20 protein-coding genes are annotated in these 21,859 nt (G+C 32.6%); 19 read left to right on the top strand and 1 reads right to left on the bottom strand.

All coding sequences use genetic code 11. From position 1 onward, the window contains the following. Position 1: 1 nt before the first annotated feature. The 5 genes from BAMA_RS15095 to sbnB all read left to right on the top strand — a co-directional run bounded on the left by BAMA_RS15095 (position 2) and on the right by sbnB (position 4,700). Positions 2–238, top strand: coding sequence for a hypothetical protein (locus tag BAMA_RS15095; protein WP_034640562.1), 237 nt, complete (start codon positions 2–4; stop codon positions 236–238). A 61-nt stretch (positions 239–299) separates the two neighbouring features. Beyond that, positions 300–1,511: an argininosuccinate synthase domain-containing protein gene (locus BAMA_RS15090; RefSeq protein WP_051758971.1), complete on the top strand. Its 1,212-nt coding sequence runs from the start codon at positions 300–302 to the stop codon at positions 1,509–1,511. Further along, positions 1,511–2,551, top strand: a complete 1,041-nt coding sequence (locus BAMA_RS15085; RefSeq protein ID WP_051758970.1) for a TauD/TfdA family dioxygenase — start codon at positions 1,511–1,513, stop codon at positions 2,549–2,551. The genes BAMA_RS15090 and BAMA_RS15085 overlap by 1 nt, the downstream gene beginning before the upstream one ends. Continuing rightward, entirely contained in the window at positions 2,541–3,554 is a 1,014-nt protein-coding gene (locus BAMA_RS15080) for a hypothetical protein (RefSeq protein ID WP_034640559.1), read from the top strand. Before BAMA_RS15085 ends, BAMA_RS15080 begins: the two co-directional genes overlap by 11 nt. 123 nt (positions 3,555–3,677) lie before the next feature. Next, the gene (gene sbnB / locus BAMA_RS15075) at positions 3,678–4,700 is read left to right on the top strand and encodes a 2,3-diaminopropionate biosynthesis protein SbnB (protein WP_034640557.1); all 1,023 of its coding nucleotides are present in this window, start codon (positions 3,678–3,680) and stop codon (positions 4,698–4,700) included. 131 nt (positions 4,701–4,831) lie between these two features. Here sbnB and BAMA_RS15070 read toward each other — a convergent pair whose 3' ends face one another. Continuing rightward, positions 4,832–5,785, bottom strand: coding sequence for a helix-turn-helix transcriptional regulator (locus BAMA_RS15070; RefSeq protein WP_034640555.1), 954 nt, complete (start codon positions 5,783–5,785; stop codon positions 4,832–4,834). Between the two features lie 105 nt (positions 5,786–5,890). On the opposite strand from BAMA_RS15070, the gene BAMA_RS15065 reads away from it, so the two are divergent. The 14 genes from BAMA_RS15065 (at position 5,891) to BAMA_RS15000 (ending at position 21,859) form a co-directional block, all read left to right on the top strand. Further along, positions 5,891–6,679, top strand: coding sequence for an ABC transporter permease (locus BAMA_RS15065; RefSeq protein ID WP_034640552.1), 789 nt, complete (start codon positions 5,891–5,893; stop codon positions 6,677–6,679). A gap of 15 nt (positions 6,680–6,694) precedes the next feature. Continuing rightward, positions 6,695–7,489: an ABC transporter permease gene (locus tag BAMA_RS15060; RefSeq protein WP_034640551.1), complete on the top strand. Its 795-nt coding sequence runs from the start codon at positions 6,695–6,697 to the stop codon at positions 7,487–7,489. Between the two features lie 26 nt (positions 7,490–7,515). Then, a complete protein-coding gene (locus BAMA_RS15055) occupies positions 7,516–8,502 on the top strand; it encodes an ABC transporter ATP-binding protein (protein ID WP_051758969.1) in 987 nt (328 codons plus the stop codon). Between the two features lie 1,099 nt (positions 8,503–9,601). Beyond that, positions 9,602–10,585 carry a 2,3-diaminopropionate biosynthesis protein SbnA gene (sbnA, locus tag BAMA_RS15050; RefSeq protein ID WP_034640548.1) on the top strand — a complete coding sequence of 328 codons (984 nt, stop codon included), beginning with the start codon at positions 9,602–9,604 and terminating at the stop codon, positions 10,583–10,585. Between the two features lie 14 nt (positions 10,586–10,599). Next, a complete protein-coding gene (locus BAMA_RS15045) occupies positions 10,600–11,553 on the top strand; it encodes a PLP-dependent cysteine synthase family protein (RefSeq protein ID WP_034640547.1) in 954 nt (317 codons plus the stop codon). Between the two features lie 16 nt (positions 11,554–11,569). Next, positions 11,570–12,343, top strand: coding sequence for an acyl-CoA dehydrogenase family protein (locus tag BAMA_RS15040; protein WP_034640546.1), 774 nt, complete (start codon positions 11,570–11,572; stop codon positions 12,341–12,343). Between the two features lie 13 nt (positions 12,344–12,356). Next, positions 12,357–13,739, top strand: coding sequence for a class I adenylate-forming enzyme family protein (locus BAMA_RS15035; protein ID WP_034640544.1), 1,383 nt, complete (start codon positions 12,357–12,359; stop codon positions 13,737–13,739). A 7-nt stretch (positions 13,740–13,746) separates the two neighbouring features. Further along, the gene (locus tag BAMA_RS15030) at positions 13,747–15,072 is read left to right on the top strand and encodes a nucleotide sugar dehydrogenase (protein ID WP_034640541.1); all 1,326 of its coding nucleotides are present in this window, start codon (positions 13,747–13,749) and stop codon (positions 15,070–15,072) included. After that, positions 15,065–16,054: an NAD-dependent epimerase/dehydratase family protein gene (locus tag BAMA_RS15025; protein WP_034640540.1), complete on the top strand. Its 990-nt coding sequence runs from the start codon at positions 15,065–15,067 to the stop codon at positions 16,052–16,054. The genes BAMA_RS15030 and BAMA_RS15025 overlap by 8 nt, the downstream gene beginning before the upstream one ends. Next, positions 16,023–17,120 (top strand): glycosyltransferase family 4 protein, encoded by a 1,098-nt coding sequence (locus tag BAMA_RS15020; RefSeq protein WP_034640538.1) that lies wholly within the window; start codon positions 16,023–16,025, stop codon positions 17,118–17,120. Before BAMA_RS15025 ends, BAMA_RS15020 begins: the two co-directional genes overlap by 32 nt. Then, positions 17,117–17,860, top strand: coding sequence for a nucleotidyltransferase family protein (locus tag BAMA_RS15015; protein WP_034640536.1), 744 nt, complete (start codon positions 17,117–17,119; stop codon positions 17,858–17,860). Before BAMA_RS15020 ends, BAMA_RS15015 begins: the two co-directional genes overlap by 4 nt. 3 nt (positions 17,861–17,863) lie before the next feature. Then, on the top strand, positions 17,864–19,015 hold the full coding sequence (locus BAMA_RS15010; RefSeq protein ID WP_034640533.1) for a DegT/DnrJ/EryC1/StrS family aminotransferase: 1,152 nt from the start codon (positions 17,864–17,866) through the stop codon (positions 19,013–19,015). A 5-nt stretch (positions 19,016–19,020) separates the two neighbouring features. Further along, on the top strand, positions 19,021–20,856 hold the full coding sequence (locus BAMA_RS15005) for a beta-galactosidase trimerization domain-containing protein (protein WP_034640530.1): 1,836 nt from the start codon (positions 19,021–19,023) through the stop codon (positions 20,854–20,856). Then, positions 20,813–21,859: an alcohol dehydrogenase catalytic domain-containing protein gene (locus BAMA_RS15000; RefSeq protein WP_034640528.1), complete on the top strand. Its 1,047-nt coding sequence runs from the start codon at positions 20,813–20,815 to the stop codon at positions 21,857–21,859. Before BAMA_RS15005 ends, BAMA_RS15000 begins: the two co-directional genes overlap by 44 nt.

The raw sequence follows: 21,859 nt of genomic DNA, 5'->3' as shown, positions 1-21,859 counted from the left end.
TATGCTAGCAAAACGTATAGAAGAGTTTATCAAAGATGAGGTATTTATGGAGGAGTCTATAGACACTATACCAGGTGATCTCGATTTAATAACTACAGGAGTTCTCAATTCATTGAGTGTTATGAAATTAATTGGTTACGTTGAGGGTTTGAAAAATGTGAAATTTAAAGAGGAAGAAATTGTAATAGATAACTTTTCATCTATTAATAAAGTTGTAGAATTTATTAATAAACAATAGATTGTGTTGGTATTCATTCGGATAAAGTATAAAGATTTTTTAGATAAGGTCGGAGGTATATATGGGTAATATTTATGGAGAATGGAAAGACTTAACGAATTTTAAAAGAAATATTGCTACATTATTATTTTCAGGAGGTTTAGATAGTTTATATACTGCGTATCAATTAAAATTGAACGATATTGAAACACATGCAATTTTAATTGATGTTGGGCAAAAAATTCCTAAAGATTTATCCAAGTTAGCTCAATTACTAGACATTCATCTCGTAACTATTGAGGCAAAAGATGAGTTGTGTGAGGAGTATGTCAAACTAGGGATAATGTCAAATGCTCTGTATAATAATCATTTCCCTGTTTCTTCAAGCTATACTCGACCAATGTTCTCAAAAATAGTGTGTGAATATGCTAAAGAGGTTAATAGCTCATTAATTGTTCATAACTCAACACCTTATCAAAATTCAGCCATGCGTTTTAACCTTTCCATTATGGCAAACTATCCTCAAGCTAACATTTTTTGTCCAGCAATTGGAGAGTATGTGACGCGAGAAGAAAAGAAAAGGATTATTGAAAAAGAATTAGGTATATCGGTATCTGATTACTCTAAATATTCTGTTGATGAAAATCTGTGGTGCAGGGTAATTGAGAACGATACATTAGAATACACTGAAATAGAAATACCAAATGATGTATTTAAATGGACAAGTATTAGAAACAATACGAAGGACTGCTACCTGGAGTTAACTTTTAAAGATGGCTTACCATATAAAATTAATGGTCAAGAATTAAGTTTAAAGGAGATTATTGAAACTTTAAATGATTTGCTCTCTGGTTACGGTATTGGGAGATATGCTGGTCTAGAGGATAGTAGTTTTGGGGTTAAGAATCCAGAAATAAGAGAAGCACCTGCAGCTATGTTGATCCACCAGTCACATTTATTGTTAGAGGAAATGATTTTGACAGATGAGGAATTAAGAGTCAAATCATCTCTTGATAGAGAATGGACAAATTTGGTGGTACAAGGTGGGTGGTTCAGTCCGTTAAAGTTCTGCATAGAGGAAAGTATAAAGTGCTTTAATAAATACATTAATGGAAAAATTAAGTGGAAAATAACTAAAAATAATATTTTTTGTGTTGCGAAAGATTCTAAGAATAGTATGAGTTTCTCAAAATTTGATGATTTTATTAGCGAGTTTAGCCCTTACTCTATTAATAGTTTCTTTCAGCAAAAAGCACGTGAAATGAGAATAGGATTAGAAAGGAATGAAGACTAATGATGGATTACAATGGTTCTTGGGAATTTGAGCTAGAGGAAAGTGAGAAATTACAATTAGAAAAAATAATTGATGAGCTTCCACGTTTAAACAGGTTTGATGAAGTAGATGATGCATTCTTGAATGAATTAGAAGTAGTGAAAAGTAAAATGCCAGTTAGGATTCTAAAAGAGCTTGTTTCATTTAAGCGGTCTTCTAATTTATATGGAACAATTAAATTTTCTAATTTACCTACTGATGCTATTTTGCCAATTACACCTGAGAAAGGTGAGTTTGCTAAGGGAAAGATGACAAATGTAAGTGAATATGTATTATTGCTATTTATGCTTTGTTTAGGAGAACCTCTAGCATATGAAGATGAAAAAGGTGGGCTATTAATTCAAAACATCTGTCCAGTAAAAGGTCAGGAAAAGAAACAGGAGAATACTGGATCTGATTTGTTAGAATTTCACACAGAGGATGGATTTCATCCATATAAACCAGATTTTTTAGCTTTGTATTGTGTTAAACCGGACAGAGATAATAAAGCAAAGACTATCACTTCTTCTATCAGAAGAGTTTTAAAACATCTACCCAATGATGCGATAGAAATATTAAGAGAGCCACTATACGCAATTAACCCCCCGTCTTCATTTGGCAATGGGGATCAAGGTGAGTTAGTTCAAACAATACCAGTACTAAGCGGAGCATTATTAGATCCAGAAATTTGTATGGACTTTTATTTAATGGAACCTCAAAATGAATTAGCTGCATGGGCATTAGATTGCTTAAAGAAGGAACTTTTAAATGCGTCTATAGGCGTAATTCTTCAAAAAGGTGAATTATTAATAGTTGACAATAAAAAAGCAATACACGCTAGAACGGGATTTATACCTAAATATGATGGAGAAGATCGTTGGTTACAGAGAATGTTTGTGGTTAGGGATATTCATGCTTCTGTAGCATCTAGGAGTTTTGGAAAACGCATATGTACCCCAGTCAATGTAATACTAGGCCAAAAAAATAAAGGGTATAAGGAGTTAGTATTAAATGGGGAATAATGCTTATGAACATTATAGAAGAGGAGTAAACTGTTATTGGAATAGTATGGCTCTTTTGTTAGAGCAGTATGGATTAGAGCATCTGATTTTAAAGCATTTATCGTTTGGTTATATCTACAGTAATACTGAATTAGATATTACGTTTGAGCTGGAAGCGGAATCTCCAAATTCGTTAGGATGGTTGGCACAATATATAAAAATTAGTCGGTATAGAGTTAGTAAAGAAGAGTTATATAAGCTTTTAAAGCAAAATAAAGGTTTATTTTTATTATGTGTTAACATTCAAACTCTTTCAAGTGAGTATCCATCTTTCCCAAATGTTCATGATTATCATTATTTAAATATTGTAGGTGTAGAAGGTGATAGTGTAAGAGTTAAAGATCAATATTTTGGATATAGGGGCTTAATACCTATAAAACTTATTTTAAAAGCTGCTCAACCTGATGGCATTGTACAGATTGGTGAAGTTATTCAATTAGAAATAGACTCTAATCACTTAAAGGAAAAATCTAAAGATATTATGAGCCTTATCAGAAATGAACTATTAATGAAAACCGACCAATATTTAAAGGGATCTTTTACATTTGATGGCGTTTCAAATCTTGTAGGGAAGAAAGCGCTTGGGAAATTTTATGAGGAACTAGATGTTGTAATTTCTTCAGCGATGGAGCGTAAAGAAAGTATAGAAGATAATTGGAATTACTTATTAAGAAGGTTTAATACTTCCTTTATTTATAGTAGAGAGGGAATGATATATTACTTAAATAAGTATAAGAATCTGTTTCCATATGATATGAGTACTTTGGTTAGTTATATGGAAGAGTCTCTTGCAGTTACAAGACAGATGTCTTTCCTTATCATTCAAGCTAATTTAAAGAAAAAAGGTCCAGAGAACTTAATAAGGTCTTTTAAACAGAAGTTAGAAGAGGTTATTAGAATCGAAAAACAAATTTATCAACAAATTAGTTTGTTGCATGATGAAGTGAACTTACCCACCACTTAACGCCCTTACGGATTGTTTAAAGTGGGTGCTATCCATATCGTAGTAATCTTCCTTGTCCGAAAATTGTGCGATTAATACTTGTATAGATATGTATGTTCTAAATAGCTGAAGGAGATGAATAACATGTTAAAGGATTGTACAAAACCGCAAATACTTTATTTGAATAGAGAAGATATTTTAAGCTTGGGTAATAATAGTTCTAAAATTTATGTAGATGCGGTCAGAAGAGCTCTAGTTTTACATTCGGAAAAGAATTTTAGTCAGCCATTGAAACCTTATTTAAAGACGTATCAAACAGAGGAGCATATTGCAGATAGAATTATTGCAATGCCTGCATATTTGGGTGAACCAGCAGTGTCAGGAATTAAATGGATTGGAAGTAAATATAACAATCCAATAAAAAGAAACATGGAACGTGCTAGTGCACTAATCATTCTAAATGATCCTGAAACAAACTTTCCAGTCGCTATTCTAGAAGGTAGTGTAATTAGCTCGATGAGGACAGCTGCAGTTACTGTAGTGGCTGCACAATATTTGGCAAAGAAAAATTTTGAAAGTTTATCAATTATAGGGTGTGGTTTAATAGCTAACAAACATTTGCAATCTATGCTGGAAAATTTCAGTGATATCAAAAGTGTATACTTATATGATTTATCTGCAGATAAAGCAAATGAGCTTGCAGATGTATTCGGGATGAGGTATACCAATGTACAGTTTGAGGTTTGTACTAACCTTAAACGCGTTGTCGAAGAAGCTGAAGTTTTAGTAACATGTACAGTTACAGATAAGCCTTATATTCAAGCAGAATGGTTAAAAAAAGGTGTATTTGTTAGTAATATCTCAATTATGGACTTAGAGAAGGATACTTTTTTAAAGGCTGATAAAGTAATTGTAGATGATTGGGATCAAGCTAATCGGGAAAAGAAAGTAATTAATCAATTAGTTGAAGAAGGTAAATTTTCAAGAGACATGTTATATGCTGAACTAGGAGAAGTCGTTTCTGGGAAAAAAGCAGGAAGAGAAAGTGAAGAGGAAATAATTATTTTAAATCCAATGGGAATGGCAATAGAAGACATTTCATGTGCATATGAATTGTATGAAAAAGCACGTAATCATAACGTTGGAAAGAAGTTAAGTTTATATTAAGGGTACCAAAGGTATTGTTGCTGTCAGTAAAAAATAGTTGGCTGTTATAGTATATAAAAGTATTTATACCTCCCTTTCTCTCAATAATCCTAATAGGAGAGGGAGGTAATTAATTTAATATGTTGATTTTGTTAATTGTACATACCTAAAAGATTAGCAGCTTGTTTTTTTATTAGGTTAACCATTTCAGCAGGTTCTTGAACTTTTGCGTCGGTACCGAGTCCAAAAAAGAATTCACTCATATAAGGGATTTCTTCTTTGTTTAAATGTGTATTAATTGTACCAGATCCATTCTCGGATAATTGAATATTTTCTCTAACCCAGGGGTTAAAGTCACATTTTAATACACCTTCTCTAGTCAATGAAACTTGTAACCTCACTAACTCAGAGGGTTTAGAGTCGATAGTGTTAAACCATCGATCTAATGATAGGTTAGTAAAGTCTTTTTTAAGGTGAAATCCGTGTTTTATTTCAAAGGATTTAATTCTATCTACTCTAAATAGTCTATTTTGGTTTCGTATAAAGCAATATGCTGGTAAATACCAATAACCATTACAACTATACACCCCTATCGGTTGGATGACTCTTTTTGATTTTCCTTTTTTTGATTCATACTCAATTTTTATAACTTCTTGGTTTATTGCAGCATCCATTGCCTCTTTTAAAAATAGGTTTTTTTCTTTTCTTTTAGGAGTTAAAAAGATAATACGTTTACTCATTGAGTCTATTCGTTTTTTAAAATCCAACGGAAGATAATGATAAAATTTATCCAATGCGGATTTTACGTCATTTTCAAAAGGTAGAGAATTATAATATTGTAAGGATTGACATGCAAAAAATAATGAGATTGCTTCATCGTGAGAGAACGCAATAGATGGTAATATACCATTTTGGTTAATTAAACGGAATCCACCATGCGGCCCTCTTTCTGAATAAAGCGGGATACCAAAACTGCATAATTCATTTAAATCTCTAGAAATTGTACGAGTGGAGACATTAAATTCTTCTGAAAGTTCTTTTATAGTAAAGTGTTTCTTTGTGTTAATCTTTAACAATATATTAAAGAGACGTTCTGTTTTAGCCATATCTTTAACCTTCTTTTCTTAAAATTTTTTCTGTATATATGACAAAAGGTGTCAAGTTCTTATGTTACGATTGAGATGTTCAAATAATTAAATGGAGGCGAAAGAATGTACAGTAAATTAATGATAACTACTCTAAAGAATGCTACAGTTTATAAATTTAATGTACTAACTAAAGTCATTGCGACAATCATCGCAGTGTTTGCAGTAAGACAAGTTTGGACGGTGTTATATGAAAATCCTCCCGCTAATGGTGTAAATGTTTCTTTAAGTGATATGTTGACCTATATGACTATTGCAATCATATTGCAATCTTTATATACACCTACAATTGTTTGGGAAGTAAGCGAAAAAATTCAAAATGGTCAAATTGCACATGAATTTCAACGTCCTTGGAATTTTGAATTTGCAATGCTATTTCGCTCTTTAGGAATGATATTGGCTAATATACTCACGGTTGTTTTGCCGATTGCAGTAATTACCTTATTTATTTTTCCTATTCAAGTAAGTGGTTCTTGGCTTATGTGGTTATTTTTTATCATTAGTATTACATTTGGTATTATTATAAATTTTTGTATTCAGCTTTTTATTGCATTACTCGCTTTTGTTTTTGTAGAAGTTTGGGGGTTTGAAATAGTTGTGAGTTTAGCGACCTCATTTTTGTCGGGACAGTTGATCCCCCTGTGGTTTTTTCCAGAATTCCTACAAAAAATCGCAGAAGTTTTACCTTTTAGGGGAATGTATGATATTCCTCTATCAATTATAACAGATAGAATCAATATTCAAAATACTCTGGAATTACTTGCTTTTCAGGGGATTTGGGTTGTTGTTTTAGTACTTATGATTCGTTTAATTGTTAGGTACTTCCAAAGGTTGCTTGTAGTAGCAGGAGGATAAGGAGGGAGAACAGATATGGAATATTTAAAATTATATTTTAAAATGCAAGGAGCAAATATTCGTTCAAGAATGGCATATCCGTTTAACTTTTTTTTAGGGATTTTTTGTGTTACATGCTTTGGGATTTTTTCTACTTTATTTATTTGGGTACTGACAAGAAACTTCCCTAGTATAGCGGGATGGGATTTTTATGAAATTTTATTTGTTTCATCATTTAATATGCTGGCCTATTCTTTAGGGCTACTTTTCTTTATTCACATTATGGAAATTGACCAATTTGTGCGTAATGCAGAATTCGATAGAATACTTATTCGTCCGATGAACTCGTTACTACAATTTGCAAGTAAGCAATTTAATATAAATAGTCTAGGAACTGTAATTTATGCCACCGGTGCTTTAATATACGCAGGGTTTCATATCGAGGGATGGACGATAGTCACAATTTTATATACAGTCTTATTGATTCTATGTGGATCAATAGTATCTGTATCCATCCATCTTATCCTAGGGTCCACATCATTTATTACCTTACAAAGTGGCGGTTTATTTCAAATGTTGGACACAATTTATACCAATGTTGATAATTACCCTATCATTATCTTCCCAAAATGGATACAAGTTTTTCTAACTTTTATATTACCAATTGGATTTATAGGCTACTATCCTAGTGCTGGTTTGCTAGAAAAGGGTTCATATTTGCTTAATGACCACATTATATTGATTTGCATAGGTGTAACTGCTATATTAGCTATTTTAAGTTATATATTTTGGAATTTTTGTATTAAATTTTATTCAGGAGCAGGATCTTAATTACTTATATTTTGGAGGTGTGTATTGTGATTATTCAAGCTAAAAACTTATCTAGAGAGTTCACTGTATATTCGAAAAGTAGCGATTCTTTTTTTATGTTAAATCAAATTATTGGTCGAAAAGGTACGAAGAAAAAAGTAGTAGATAATATAAATATGTATATAGAAGAAGGAGAAATAGTAGGATATTTAGGGCCTAATGGAGCAGGAAAATCGACAACTATAAAAATGCTTTCTGGTGTACTTACTCCAACATCGGGTGAACTTACTGTTTTAGGAAAAGAACCTAGTAAGAATCGAAAAGAACACGCGAAGAATATAGGAGTACTTTATGGACAAAGAACGCAGTTATGGTGGGACTTACCACTAAAGGACTCCTTTGAATTATTGAAAGCTATTTACAAAATTGATTCTCAGGTATATAAGAAAAGATTAGCTAATTTTGTTGAAATTTTAGATATGGAAGATTTCTTGGACCGACCTGTACGCCAGTTATCTTTGGGACAAAGGATGAGAGGTGAAATGGTTGCAACCCTTCTACATTCACCACCGATTCTTTTTTTAGATGAGCCTACCATAGGTTTAGACGTTTTAGCAAAGCTTAAAATACAAGAATTTCTTAAGTTTTTAAATAAAGAAGAGGGAACCACAATCCTTATCACATCACATAACATGGATGATATAGAAAAGTTATGTAACAGAATCGTACTAATTGATCAAGGAAAAATAATGTTTGATGGATCGAAAGAGAGTTTAAAAAGAAAAACAACTAGAAAAGATGTATTGATAATTGAAGTATCACCAGAAGATATGAATAAGACTCCTAGTATTCTCCCTATAAAACGCGAAGAAAATACATTATATTTTGAAGTTAGTACGCATGAAGAAGTTCCACAACTTATTAATGAATTATCTAAGCAGTTTAGGATTTTAAAAATAGAAGTTGAAACTCCAGGAATCGAGCAAGTATTAAGAGAATTGTATGAAAAAAAACAATATGAAGTAATGCTATAACAATGGATTAACATTAAAATGACTAAAGAGTAATGGAATCATCATAGTGGTTATGAGATGATAAAAGAGCCAAAAGGAAATGTAGAAAATTCACTTTAAGCTAAGAGGGATTTTCTATCTCCTATATAATATAGTGGCCATTTTGGTACATAACGCTAGTTAGATGGCGTGTTGTTCCTTGTATCAGTTTTTCTTTTGTCATTTGAAAAGTTACCATTCGTGAATCCCTGTAATTGCTTTATTTAATAGGTTACCTTTTGAGGATAAATTCCAAAAAAGGTAACCTTTTTTTTGAAATGTTTCATGAATAGATGTATATATGTAACACAACAAGAGATATGAATGTGTGACTTTAAAAAAGAAAATAATAATAGTTAACGGAAAGTTCACATTTTTCTTACAATTAGATAATGGAGAAAATGCAGTAAGAATGAGATGATAAAGATGCCAAAAGGCAGTATAAAAAAAAAGGAGGTTGTTAATATGTACGAAGGAAAAACACAAGTTGCTCCACAAGGAAAATCTCAAGTCGCTCCAGAAGCAAAACAAGTTTAATTATTGAAAGAAAAATAAGGACCTTTAGATTATTTCTAAAGGTCCTTATTTCTTTAAAAGATGAGTTTTGTAAATATTTATAGTTTTACTGGTTATTCCTCTGAATCCCCTATTAAACCCCTTAATTTGAACTAATGTATCATTTAAAAAGCTTAAGCGCGGAGCTAAAAGTAAAGAAAATGGACTTTCTAATAGTTTCTATAATGTATTCCCAATGTACTTATTTAAATTTAAAATACAGGGTTTATTGATATTTCCACAGTTTAAACCGCAAGCTGAATGAAATCAGTTACGTCTAGTACAAAGTTTGGGTATGTTATCACAGCATACTTCAGACCATTAAGATAGAAAAGGTTAGCTTTTGTCTATAACTTATTCATAGTGTAACTAAAATGAATCACGCTATTTCTTAATATAAAATTCAGGATTAAAAACACTGTTGGAAAATTTAGATAATAACAAAAAAATAACTTTCCATTTATGTCTTTAATTTAATTAAGTTTGTATGCTTTTTATAAGAAAAAATAATATGAGGTAGGATAACATGAGGAAAAATAGAGTCTCACAATCTGTATTGGGTTTAATAGGCGAAACACCTTTAATATTATTAGAATCTTTTTCTGATAAAGGTGTAAATATCTTTGCGAAGCTAGAAGGTTTTAATCCAGGAGGGAGCATGAAAGATCGTCCAGCGATGAGTATGATTCAATCTGCTGAAGAGAAGGGGCTATTAAAACCTGAAGGACGGATTATTGAATCGAGTTCAGGAAATTTAGCTATATCTTTATCCATGATTGGAGCTCTTAAAGGATATAAGGTTCATTGTGTTGTTGATCCTAGGACAAGTGAGACAAACTTAAAAATTATGAAAGCTTATGGTGCAACAATTGAGATGGTTACTTCCCCAGATCCAGAAGGTGGGTATCAAAAAAGCAGAATTAAGAGAGTGCAAGAATTACTGAATTTATATGAGGGGGCTTTTTGGCCTAATCAATATGATAATGAAAAAAATCCTGAATCCCATTATAAAGGAACCGCTTATGAAATTTATAATGCCTTACAAGGAAATATTGATTATCTTGTAATACCTGTAAGTTCAGCAGGTTTAATCACTGGGTGTGGAGAGTTTTTTAAAGAACATATTCCTAATGTGAAAATTATTGCTGTAGATGCAAAAGGATCTACAATATTTGGTGGCAAGCCTTCTCCAAGAAAGATGACGGGGATTGGCGGGAATATTACTCCACCGAATTTAAAGATGGAATTAGTAGATGAGGTAGCTTATGTGGGGGATTCAGAAGGGGTTAATATGTGTCAGGAGTTAATGGCTAGTGAGAGTCTATTAGTTGGTCCGTCATCGGGAGCTGCTTTATTTGTAGCAAATAAAATAAAACAAGAAAATGAAGGCAGTAAAAATATCGTTGTGATTTTTCCGGATAACGGAGATAGATATTTAGATGGACTTTTAGAAAAGTTATCCTCTAAAAGCCATGAAAGAGTTAGCACTAGGGATTTAATACAGGTATGAGAAGGGGTAAGGTAATGAAGTATGTTAAAAATGTATTTGAATTATGTGGAAATACTCCTGTCGTAAAGTTAAATAAGATCGCAAGCTTTGACAATGTGTATCTAAAACTAGAAAGTTTTAATCCTGGGAAAAGTGTGAAGGATAGACCTGTGGTCGAAATGATAAATGAAGCAGAAAGGTTAGGAAAGTTAAAGCCTGGAATGACAGTAATTGAATCTACTTCAGGTAATACAGGGATAGCATTGGCTTTATATGCAAAAAAGAAAGGGTATCATGTTATTTGTGTAGCGGATGAAAATATTCCCAAGGAGAAGCTGAATTTATTAAAAGCATATGGTGCTGAAGTCCGAATGGTCGAGGGTTCTATTGAAGTTAAAAATGCAGATTTGACTGAGTATAGGATTCAATATATTCAAGGATTACTTAAAAAGAATGATAATTTTATAAATTTAAGTCAATATGATAATGAAATGAACCCGTATGCCCACCAACGATCCACAGCACAAGAAATTCTAAAACAAATAGATGAAACTACCAAAGCGATAGTTGTAAGTGTCGGTACTGGAGGAACAATCACTGGTATCTCTAGAGAAATAAAGAAGAGAAAGCCAGATCTTTTAATATACGGGGTAGAACCTGAGGGATCCACTTTGTTTGGTGGAGAAAAAGCCCCTTATTTACAACAAGGTCCTGGTAACTATTTTAAACCCAAAATTTTTGACGCTACACATGTTGATGGTTATGAAAAAGTAAGTGATTATAATGCTTTTAAAACAGCAAGAGATTTGGCTAAGAAAGAAGGCTTATTGTTAGGGGGATCCTCAGGCGCTGTAGTGTATGCTGCTATGAAATTAGGTGGATATTTTAGGGACTCTGGCAGCGTACTGGCGGTTTGTCCCGATAATGGTACTAAGTATCTAGATACTATTTTCAATGAACAATGGCTAGCAAAGCATAACCTACTCTAACAAGGAAGTGGATTTTATGATAATGACTGAGAAAGAAGCACATAATTATCAATTAGTAAAAGAGTTTTGTGAAAAAGATATAACAGATATAAGAGAGTTTATACGAGATGTAAAGAAAAAAGGATATGAATTTTTGCAAATTGAAAATTTATATTTGTTATTTCCAATTAGTATTCAAAAGAATAGATATATGCTTATAAAAGAAAAAAAAATCGAAAATAGTGGCAGTATTATTTCTTTATACAAAAATAAAGTTTATAAAATAGATTCTGCTTATATTTTTCATAAAATCGAATTAAATGATTACACTATCTTAATGGTGGATATAGATTTAGAAGAACAACAAGTCTATCGTACTTTGAAATCGACAAAAGAGTTAATAGTGTATCAGAACCTCAATTATTTGCTCTTGCCGATTTTACAGTTGCTATCACTAAAACAAGTTCTGAAAAATTGTATTGAATACTCTCGTAATCGAACTACATTTGGAATGCCTATTCATAAGCATCAAATGGTCGCGCAAATTTTAGCAGAGGGTTTTACTGAATATAGCTCAAATAAACTATACTTGATTGATTTTGTTGAAAAACTAGACAAAGAATTAATTACTTTTAAGGACTATATAGAAAACATCAAATTAATCATGGAAAGCCAACAAAAAATGTTAGATCAACTAATACCGGTGACTGGAGCCCATGGCTTGTTAGATGAGTCTGAAGTTAATAAATATTTTTTAGAAATCCACATAATTGGCTCTGTTTTTCGTTATGTAAATTATATTTTTGATTAAAGGTGTTAGATAGATGAATAGAATAAAGGCTTTATTACAAGAACAAATAAATCTAGGTAATAAAATAAGTATTGTGAATGAAGAAACAATGTATTCTCCCTCTAGAGTATTAGATGAAGTTAATGCTATTAGTAAGAATTTTAAATATGTACAAGCAGGTGAAAAGATTGGTCTAGTCATAGATCATTCTATGGAGTCACTTTTTATATTATTAACAATAATAAATCAAGAATGTTGTGTCATCCTAATGGATGTTCAGTCACAAGAATTTGAAATAGAAAGAGTTAGTAAAATCTCTAATGTTAATATGTGGATATTGCCTGATGATCATAACTATAAATTAGCTTCAAAGTTTTCGACATATACCTATACATATGTTTATCAAAATGCAATTCAACCTAATGATTATAAAAATATAGATTTAGGTTACATATATATGTTAACTTCTGGAACTAAAGGCATGAGTAAAATTGCAAAAATTCCTTATCAGAGTTTATGGGATGGTGCTTCTGCTTACCAACAATGGTTTGAAATACAGCGCTCTGATGTAATTCTTTCGACAGTTCCATTAACTCATTCGTATGGATTAATTGGTTCCTGTCTAGTGGCTTTATACAGTGGAGCTGCATTATATTTGTGTAAAAACCCTACCCCAAGAAGGGTCGTTAATGTTATTAGGAAGTCGCAGCCAACAATATTGTTTGGGGTACCAGTTCTGTATTCTTTACTTAACCAAGCAAATAAAGTCAAAAAGGAGGATTTAGCTCCTTTACGTTTATTAATATCATCTGGAGGTCCCCTTAATAATGATGTCCAAGAGACTTTTTATAAAAAGTATGAACTCTCTATTCAACAAGTCTATGGTAGTACTGAGACGGGTATGATTGCAGCGACACACCCGGATAAGAAAGCTTCTCCGGAATCAGTAGGACATCTTTTACCACATGTACGAGCTGAACAAGATGTTAATGGTCATATAACCATTAGAAGTAAAACAGTGTTTGGAGGTTATTTAACAGAGCTAGGGGAGCAAAACCCAGTAGTTAATAACACGTACGTAATTGCGGATTACGGAAAGATAGAAAACAATGAAGTATTTTTACTCGGAAGATCACCAAATTTTATAAATGTTGCTGGGAGAAAAGTAAATCCAACCGAAATAGAGAATCTCCTGATGAAGTATCCAAGTGTCAAAGAAACTAGAGTTATTGGTCAACAAGATATGTTATATGGAGAGAAAATCATTGCATATGTTAAAAGTTCAGAAAATGGATTTGATGAAAAAGTGTTAAAAGAATATTTAATGAGTAATTTAGCATTTTATAAGTTACCTCATGAAATAAAAAATGTAGAAGAAATCCCTAAGAGTTGGAAAGAAATTTATGTAAAGGAGTAGAGTATCGATGATTTATGTAGAAGATAAAGAGCTAACTGATGTGTGTATAGTAGGTCTAGGGTATGTGGGTATTACTCTAGCGGGTGCTTTCCTTGCAAAAGGACAAAAAGTCTTTGGGGTTGAGGTAAAGCAAGAAGTTAGGGATAGTTTAAAGGATGGGTCGATACATTTATTTGAACCAGGTGTCGAAGAGGTTATTCAAAAAGAATATAATGATAAGTTAATAGTTAGCGAAGAAATTCCTGACAATTTAAAGAATGTAATTATATGTGTAGGAACTCCTTATTCAAAAAAACATGAAAAGCCTTATTTAGAATATCTAATTTCTGCTGTAAAAGCTGTAAAAGATAAAATGACATCTGAAACTTTAATTGTAATTCGGAGTACTCTACCTGTAGGGGTAACTAGAGAAGTTGTAATTCCTATCCTCCAAAATAGTATTGATAATCCTAAGGTGGTTTTTGCACCAGAACGAACGATTCAAGGTAAGGCGTTGGAGGAATTATTAAGTTTACCACAAGTTATAGGAACTGATAATGATAAACATTTTGAAGAAGCTAAAATTCTTTTTGAAAAATTAGGAGTGGAAGTAGTAAGAGTGGCTTCTTTTGAAACTGCAGAAATGTTAAAGCTTATGTGTAACGCACATACAGATACCTTGTATAGTTTTGGGAATGAAATGGCAAAGATATCGGAAGGATATAATGTGGATATCCATGAGATGGTACAAGCTGCTAATCATAATTATCCAAGACCTAATATTGCAGTACCTGGTTATGTTGGGGGATCTTGTTTAACAAAAGATCCATACCATTTAATGTATTCAGCGAAACAAAAAGGATATTTTCCAAACATAATTAAAGCTGCAAGGGAAAAAAATGAACAGTTGATAGGAGAATCTGTAGAAAAAATATCGAAAATTTTAAAAAATAAGAATATAAAATGGGATAAAGTAAAAGTTTTTGTTTCGGGTCTGGCCTATAAAGGTAAGCCAGAGACTGATGATTTAAGAGGAAGTGCAATTTGGGAAGTACTAGAACTGATACAAACAAAAAAAGTTGCAGATGTCTTTCTACATGATTTTGTGATTGAAGATGATAAAATTCAAAAAGAATTTGATAAACAAGTAGTAAGTTTTAAAGAGGGAATTGAACGTAGTGACATTATAATCATTTTAAATAATCACCCTAAATATAAAGATGAATTTGAAGGAAGTCAGTTTAATATCAATAAAGATGCAATTATCTTTGATGTTTGGGGTGTTTTTAAAGATAAATTTAAAAATGAAAGTGAAAAAAAATATGAATATTTAGGGGTTGGTTTTCATGGCTAATATCTTAGTAACTGGTGGAGCAGGGTTTATAGGCTTTCATTTAGTAAAACATTTATTAAAACTAAAACATAATGTTACTGTAGTTGACAACTTTTTTAGAATTAAAGAAGACGAAGAATTTAAAAGATACGAATCCAGTTTCCACTTCATTCAAGGTGATTTGACTAAACCGTTAGGTAGTGTTTTAGATAATCAATCCTTTGATTATGTATTTCATTTAGCGGCTATTAATGGTGTGAAATATGCGAATGAGATTCCAGAGACGGTATTAAGGACTAACATTTTAAGCACTATTAATATACTTGATTGGTGTGCCGAGAACCCACCTAAATCATTTGTATTTGCCTCATCGAGTGAAACTTATAATGGTTCTAAAGAGTGCTTTGATATGCCAATTCCTACACCAGAGAACGTACCTCTAGCCATTAAAGATGTTTCTTTACCAAGAAATTCTTACGCATGTTCAAAGATGACAGGCGAGTTGTTAACAATTCACTACGCTAATAAATATAATTTTATGGGAAGAGTGGTTAGATATCACAATATTTATGGTCCGAGAATGGGGAAAGATCATGTAATCCCAGCTTTAATTGACAGAATTTTAAATAAAGAAAATCCATTTAACTTGTATGGTGCAGAACAGACGCGAGCATTTTGTTATATTGCTGATGCAGTTGAGGCAACATATAATGTTGCTTTATTAGAAGATAAAGAGGGTCATATTGTTCATATTGGTAACTCTGATGAAGAGATTGATATTAAATCATTATGCAATAAAATTTTTGCAGTTGCTAAGTATGAAGCTGAAATCAAAGAGCTACCAGCACCTCCTGGCTCACCTTCTCGAAGATGCCCGAGTACAGAAAAACTTAAAGAGTTAACGGATTATAAGCCTAGAGTGTCTTTAGAGGAAGGTTTGTATCAGACTTATACTTGGTATAAAGAAGAGCATGAAAAAAGTTTTAATACTGTTCAGAAGTAGCCATCCTTTATTATCTGGTGCTGATAATATGGCTATTTATACAGCAAGGTATTTAGCTAGATTTTCTGAATTTGAGATTACCTTGGTACAAAAAAGCGAAGCGCACTCTGAAAAATATGTATGTCAGGACCAAATGGTAAAAAGAATTTTTATCCCAGCATGTTCTTTTTCCGAAACTTACTTACCTTTGCTTAATGAATTACAACCAGATATCGTTCATTTAATCGATTTAGTTGATGAAGAATTTTGTGATATGGCATTAATTCTGGCCAAGGATTTTCCTTTAGTTCTAACTCCTGCAACAGATGTTAGTTTATGGGGAAATGAAAAAAAGGGGTTCGATTTATGTCGTCTAGCTCAAAAAATCATCACTTTAACTAGTCACGAAGAGAATAACATTATTGAAAAAGTAGGACGAGATTGTATAACTCGAATCACTAGAGTACCGCAGGCGCCCATATTAAGTGATAGTATAGGATTTGATTTTAGGGATAGATACAATATTAGGAAAGATGATCCGATTGTTCTGTTTCTAGGTAGGAAATTAAAGTCAAAAGGTTATCATATTTTATTAGAGTCCAGTAAGCATGTGAAAAAGAAATATCCAAATAGTAAGTTTGTGTTTATTGGTCCACATCAGTTAGATTCGCGAGATATATTTTCGGGTTATATCAATGATGAAGCGATTATTGATTTAGAACAGGTTTCTGAAGTAGAGAAATTATCTGCGTTGAGGGCTTGTAATCTACTCTGTTTGCCTTCAACAGCAGATGTTTTCCCATTAACTTTCCTAGAAGCATGGGCATGTAAAAAACCTATAATTTCAGCTTCCTTCTCAGGAGTAGAACAGATTATTCAACATAGGTTTGATGGGTTAATAACTGAAGCAACAGTTTATGGTATTTCTGATAATATAGAATTTTTGTTAGAACATAAGCAAACTGCTAGAAAGTATGGAGAAAATGGTCATGAGAAAGTAATTAATCATTACTCATGGGAAAAAGTAGCCGAGACTATGGCTTCAATCTATGGAGAAGTAACTAAAAAGGAGGGAACAACTCTATGAGAGCAGTTATTATGGCTGGTGGGAAAGGAATGCGATTACGACCCTATACGAAAGTTATTCCAAAGCCTCTTATTCCTTTAAACGAAATTCCAATTCTTGAAATTATATTGAGACAGCTTCAATATCATGGGTTTACTCATGTAACTTTAACCTTAAATTATAAAGCACGCTTAATTCAAAGCTATTTTGGAGATGGAAAATGGTTAGGTCTATCATTGGACTATACAATAGAAGATAAAGAGTTGAGTACAATTGGTCCATTAGCTTTAATTAATAATTTAAATGAGCCATTTTTATTAATGAATGCAGATATTCTAACCGATATTGATTTTGGTAAGTTTTATAAAGATCATCTTAAATCTAAAGCCGTTGGAACGGTTATGTTATACCAGTACGGTTTGAATGTGGATTTTGGAGTGATTGAGCGGGATAGTGAAGGGGATATTGTTAATTATGTAGAAAAGCCTTCGCAAAATGTGTTGATTTCTTCAGGGATTTACATGTTAAATCCAGAATCACTTAACTGCATTAAAAAGGGGGAAAAACTAGGAGCACCTGAATTTTTACAAAGATTAATCAATTCTAATAAAAGAGTAAAGTCTAATATCCATGAAGGAGTTTGGATGGATATTGGGACAAAAAAAGGATTAGATGAAGCAGAAGAATTCTTCCAAAAAAACAGGAAAAAAATTCTAAAGACAGAGAGTGAAGATCTAATGGAAAAAGAGCGAGTGGTATAAGTTATGGAGTGGAAAATATCACTATACGATTTAACAATTGGGAAAGAAGAATTACTTGCTGTAGAGAAAGCAATGAAGTCTAAATGGATTTCTATGGGAGAACAAACTAAAAGATTTGAACAAGTGTTTGCTGAAAAGTTGGAGGTTAAGTTACCTGGTGTAGCAATGAATAGTGGTACGGCTGCATTGCATACAGCGATGAAAGTACTAGATATTGGGCCTGGAGACGAAGTACTAGTTCCTTCAATGACATTCGTCGCTTCTGCCAATGCAGTTAAAATGGTTGGTGCTACTCCAATTTTTGTAGATTCAGTCAGTGAACTGGACTTTAATATGGATATAGAATCTATCGAAAGGAATATTACTAGTAAAACGAAAGCAATTATCGTTGTTCACTATGGTGGTTATAGTGCGGATATGACAAATATTTTAGCAATTGCTAAAAATAAAGGGTTAAAAGTGGTTGAAGATGTTGCGCATGGGCCATTTATTAAATCGAAAGAAGGATTTTTAGGAACACTTGGAGATGTTGGATGTTATAGTTTCTTCTCTACTAAAAATATTACAACTGGTGAGGGTGGAATGCTTGTAACTTCCAATCCGAAATTGCATGAAAGAGCGCGTTTATTTAGATCACATTCTATGAGTATTAGTTCTTGGGATAAGCATAAAGGGCGTCCTACTACATATGATGTGAGTGAAGTAGGGATGAACTATAGAACTACTGATATCGCCTCTGCAATTGGTATTGAGCAAATTAAAAAATATGATTCTAACCAGAGTAAGCGAGAAAATCTAGTTGAATTATATAGGGAAAACCTTCGTCGTATTTCCGGTTTATTAGTACCCTTTGAGTCTATTTGTGTTTCTGAAAGTAGTCATCATATTTTACCGGTTTTATTGCCAAAAGAAGTTAATAGAAATAATATCATTAATTTCTTAAAGGAGAAAGGAATACAAACAAGCGTGCATTATCCAGCATGCCATCTATTTACTTTGTTTAGGAAAGAGCAAGGGACAAAACGAGGTCTTTGTCCAGTAGCAGAAGATATTGCGGATAAAGAGCTTACATTACCTCTGCATCCTCAGATGGTTCAAGACGATGTTCACTTAGTATGTGAATTGTTAGAGGCGGCTTTGAAAGAGGAGGTATAAAAGGCGTGTACTTTGGATTTAATTATCATCCTTCTAATGCTGGTTGTCATTATTGGACAAATTGGAATGAGAGTGAGATTAAAGAAGATTTATTACTCATGTCAAAGGAAGGATACAATGTAGTAAGGTTCTTCTTATTTTGGAAGGATTTCGAGCCGGATGAAGGAAGGTATAACAAGCTTGTAGTAGAAAGATTACATCGTTTTATCCAGTTAGCTAATGAAGCAAATCTATATTGTATCCCTTCGGTTTTAACAATTTGGATGAATGGACAATTATTTAAATTACCTTGGACAGAATCAACGGATTTGTGGAAAGATGCTAATTTGAAAAAGAGAGCAGAAGATTTTTTGGAGTTTATAGGATTAGAATTAAGAGAGTATAAAAATATATTATATTATGATATTGGTGATGAAATTGTATATGTAAATAAAGAAACTTCACTTTCTTTAGGCGCAACAGAAGCAAAGCAGTGGTTGAAGGAAATGAAAATAGCATTAAATAGGGGAAATGTATTTGGGAAAGTGATGTTGGGAACTGATCATTTATCTATTGTTGGAAATAATGCTTTTCATATTTCTCATATTGAAAAACAGTTAGATATATTAGCGGTGCACGGTTTCCCATTGTGGACAGACTTTAACATTGAATCTAATGATTCCTGGAAGTCATCATTATATGTTTCATTTTTAGTATCAATCGCTTCTATCTATGGGGAGTGTATTGTTGATGAATTTGGCTTATATGGATGTTCAGATGACATAAGGGCTGATTATATGTTGACTAGCGGGTTAAGTAGTATTTTACACGGTGCGAATGGGCTGATCTCTTGGTGCTGGAAGGATTTCGAGAGTACAGAGAAGCCATATGATTTAAGACCGGGAGAACGATTCGTTGGTTTCTATAATTTATTAGGAGAACCTAAAGCGAGTATTAACAATTTAAAAGAATGCATGAAAATATCTAGAGAAATACAAAATGGAAATCAAGTTACAAAAGAAGTAGGGATATTTATATCTGAATGTTCAGAAGAAAACAGTGACTCAGAGGTGAAGTTTACTAAAAACTCTATCTCAAATTTTTATGCATTTTTATTACTAAAAAAAGCTCATGTCCCAGTAGAATTTTGCAAGGATAACTTATTGCAATACAAAGTACTTATTGTACCTTCTAATAATCAGTTAACAGCTAAGGATTTAGAGAACTTAAAAAGATTTGTGAAGTATGGTGGCACATTAATCTACTCAACTGGAGATTATTTGTATGGACACGGTATAGGTGATTTATTTGGTATTGAATTATGTGATTTTTCGTTAGATAAAGATGCTTTTAGTCACTTTAATTATAAGGGGTGTTCTCATTCAATAGATTGGGGAAATGATGTAAGTAATCAAATTCCAGTGATTAAAGAGACAACAGCAGATGTATTGACTAGATTTACAAAGTCTAATACACCTGCAATTACCTGCAACATGTATGGAAAGGGAAAGGTGTATTATATTAATTTCCCTATGGAACTTTTGTTGAACCGACCATATTCCATGGATTCAGAAGAGTTTTATAAAATATACAAGGTGATTCTTGATGAGGAAGGAATTGTGTCTCCTATAGAATTCTCAAATCCATTTGTTGATGTTCATTATTTATATTATGAAGATTATAATGAATGCCTTTTAATTAACCATACACCGAAAGAGCAAAGTGGCCGATTAATAAGCAATGAGAGTTCTATTGATATTCAATTGGACCCTAAGTCTGTTAAGCGGTTCAAGATGTTTCTAAGTGAGGGGAGTATAAATGAAAGCTGCCGTTTTGAAGAATACAAAAAAGATTGCAATTGAAGATAAAACTAGCCCAAAACTACTGCATCCTAAAGATGTAATTATTAAAGTAACATTGACATCTATTTGTGGAACTGATATGCATCCGTATCGTGGTCAATTAAAGGATTTTGCATACGGTAGTATTATGGGGCACGAGTTCACAGGAATTGTAGAAGAAGTAGGAAGTGAAGTGAAAGATTATTGCATCGGTGATAGAGTAGTTGTTTCTGATATTATCGCTTGTGGTGAATGTTGGTATTGTAAAAAAGAACTACATTATCATTGTGAAAATGCTTCGTTGTTTGGGTATGGTGAAGTGGTAGGAGAATATTATCCAGGAGGACAAGCTGAAAGGGTAAGGGTGCCATTTGCAAATCAAGTATTATTAAAAATTCCCGATAACTTATCAGATGAAAAAGCGATATTTGTAGGGGATATTTTATCTACTGGATATGCTTGTGCTATAGAAGCAAACATTAAAGAAGGGGATTGTGTATTAGTAATTGGCGGAGGACCAGTTGGTTTGATGGCAGTATTAAGTGCTCAATTGTTTAAACCCTCAAAGATTTTTGTTGTTGAACCTAATGAAGATAGACATGGAATTGCAAAAGTAATTGGTGCACACCCAATCACACCACAACAAATGTCACTAGTAAATGAGTATACAGAAAAAAGAGGCGTGGATGTTGTATTAGAAGCCGTGGGAACGGACTGCACATTACAAACAGCATTTGATATAGTTCGCCCTAAAGGAAATGTAGTGTGTGTAGGTGCACATCATTCTAAAGAAATGCCATTTAATACCGAAAATGCTTTTGCAAAGGAGTTATCTTTAAAGTTTATAGTTGGGAACCCTTTGAAGTATGGAGGAATCTTACTAGAAAAAATCAAGGATGGGGATTTAGATCCGAGTGTCATCATCTCTCATCGATTGGCATTTAAAGATATTGAAAAGGCATACGAAATGTTTGATAGTCAAGAAGCTTTAAAGGTTGTATTAAGCTTAGAGGAAGTGGAGTGA

This window comes from Bacillus manliponensis, assembly GCF_000712595.1.
GTDB classification, from domain to species: Bacteria; Bacillota; Bacilli; order Bacillales; family Bacillaceae_G; genus Bacillus_A; species Bacillus_A manliponensis.
Note: the sequence above shows the minus strand (reverse complement) of the source record. Positions and strands in the feature narration are given on the sequence as shown.

Coding starts and splice junctions, on each gene's coding strand:
- BAMA_RS15095 (WP_034640562.1), top strand. CDS start 2: ATGCTAGCAAAACGTATAGAAGAGTTTATCAAAGATGAGGTATTTATG.
- BAMA_RS15000 (WP_034640528.1), top strand. CDS start 20,813: ATGAAAGCTGCCGTTTTGAAGAATACAAAAAAGATTGCAATTGAAGAT.
- BAMA_RS15065 (WP_034640552.1), top strand. CDS start 5,891: ATGTACAGTAAATTAATGATAACTACTCTAAAGAATGCTACAGTTTAT.
- BAMA_RS15030 (WP_034640541.1), top strand. CDS start 13,747: ATGATTTATGTAGAAGATAAAGAGCTAACTGATGTGTGTATAGTAGGT.
- sbnA (WP_034640548.1), top strand. CDS start 9,602: ATGAGGAAAAATAGAGTCTCACAATCTGTATTGGGTTTAATAGGCGAA.
- BAMA_RS15070 (WP_034640555.1), bottom strand. CDS start 5,785: ATGGCTAAAACAGAACGTCTCTTTAATATATTGTTAAAGATTAACACA.
- BAMA_RS15035 (WP_034640544.1), top strand. CDS start 12,357: ATGAATAGAATAAAGGCTTTATTACAAGAACAAATAAATCTAGGTAAT.
- BAMA_RS15020 (WP_034640538.1), top strand. CDS start 16,023: ATGAAAAAAGTTTTAATACTGTTCAGAAGTAGCCATCCTTTATTATCT.
- BAMA_RS15085 (WP_051758970.1), top strand. CDS start 1,511: ATGATGGATTACAATGGTTCTTGGGAATTTGAGCTAGAGGAAAGTGAG.
- BAMA_RS15045 (WP_034640547.1), top strand. CDS start 10,600: ATGAAGTATGTTAAAAATGTATTTGAATTATGTGGAAATACTCCTGTC.
- BAMA_RS15080 (WP_034640559.1), top strand. CDS start 2,541: ATGGGGAATAATGCTTATGAACATTATAGAAGAGGAGTAAACTGTTAT.
- BAMA_RS15090 (WP_051758971.1), top strand. CDS start 300: ATGGGTAATATTTATGGAGAATGGAAAGACTTAACGAATTTTAAAAGA.
- BAMA_RS15025 (WP_034640540.1), top strand. CDS start 15,065: ATGGCTAATATCTTAGTAACTGGTGGAGCAGGGTTTATAGGCTTTCAT.
- BAMA_RS15015 (WP_034640536.1), top strand. CDS start 17,117: ATGAGAGCAGTTATTATGGCTGGTGGGAAAGGAATGCGATTACGACCC.
- BAMA_RS15060 (WP_034640551.1), top strand. CDS start 6,695: ATGGAATATTTAAAATTATATTTTAAAATGCAAGGAGCAAATATTCGT.
- BAMA_RS15040 (WP_034640546.1), top strand. CDS start 11,570: ATGATAATGACTGAGAAAGAAGCACATAATTATCAATTAGTAAAAGAG.
- BAMA_RS15010 (WP_034640533.1), top strand. CDS start 17,864: ATGGAGTGGAAAATATCACTATACGATTTAACAATTGGGAAAGAAGAA.
- sbnB (WP_034640557.1), top strand. CDS start 3,678: ATGTTAAAGGATTGTACAAAACCGCAAATACTTTATTTGAATAGAGAA.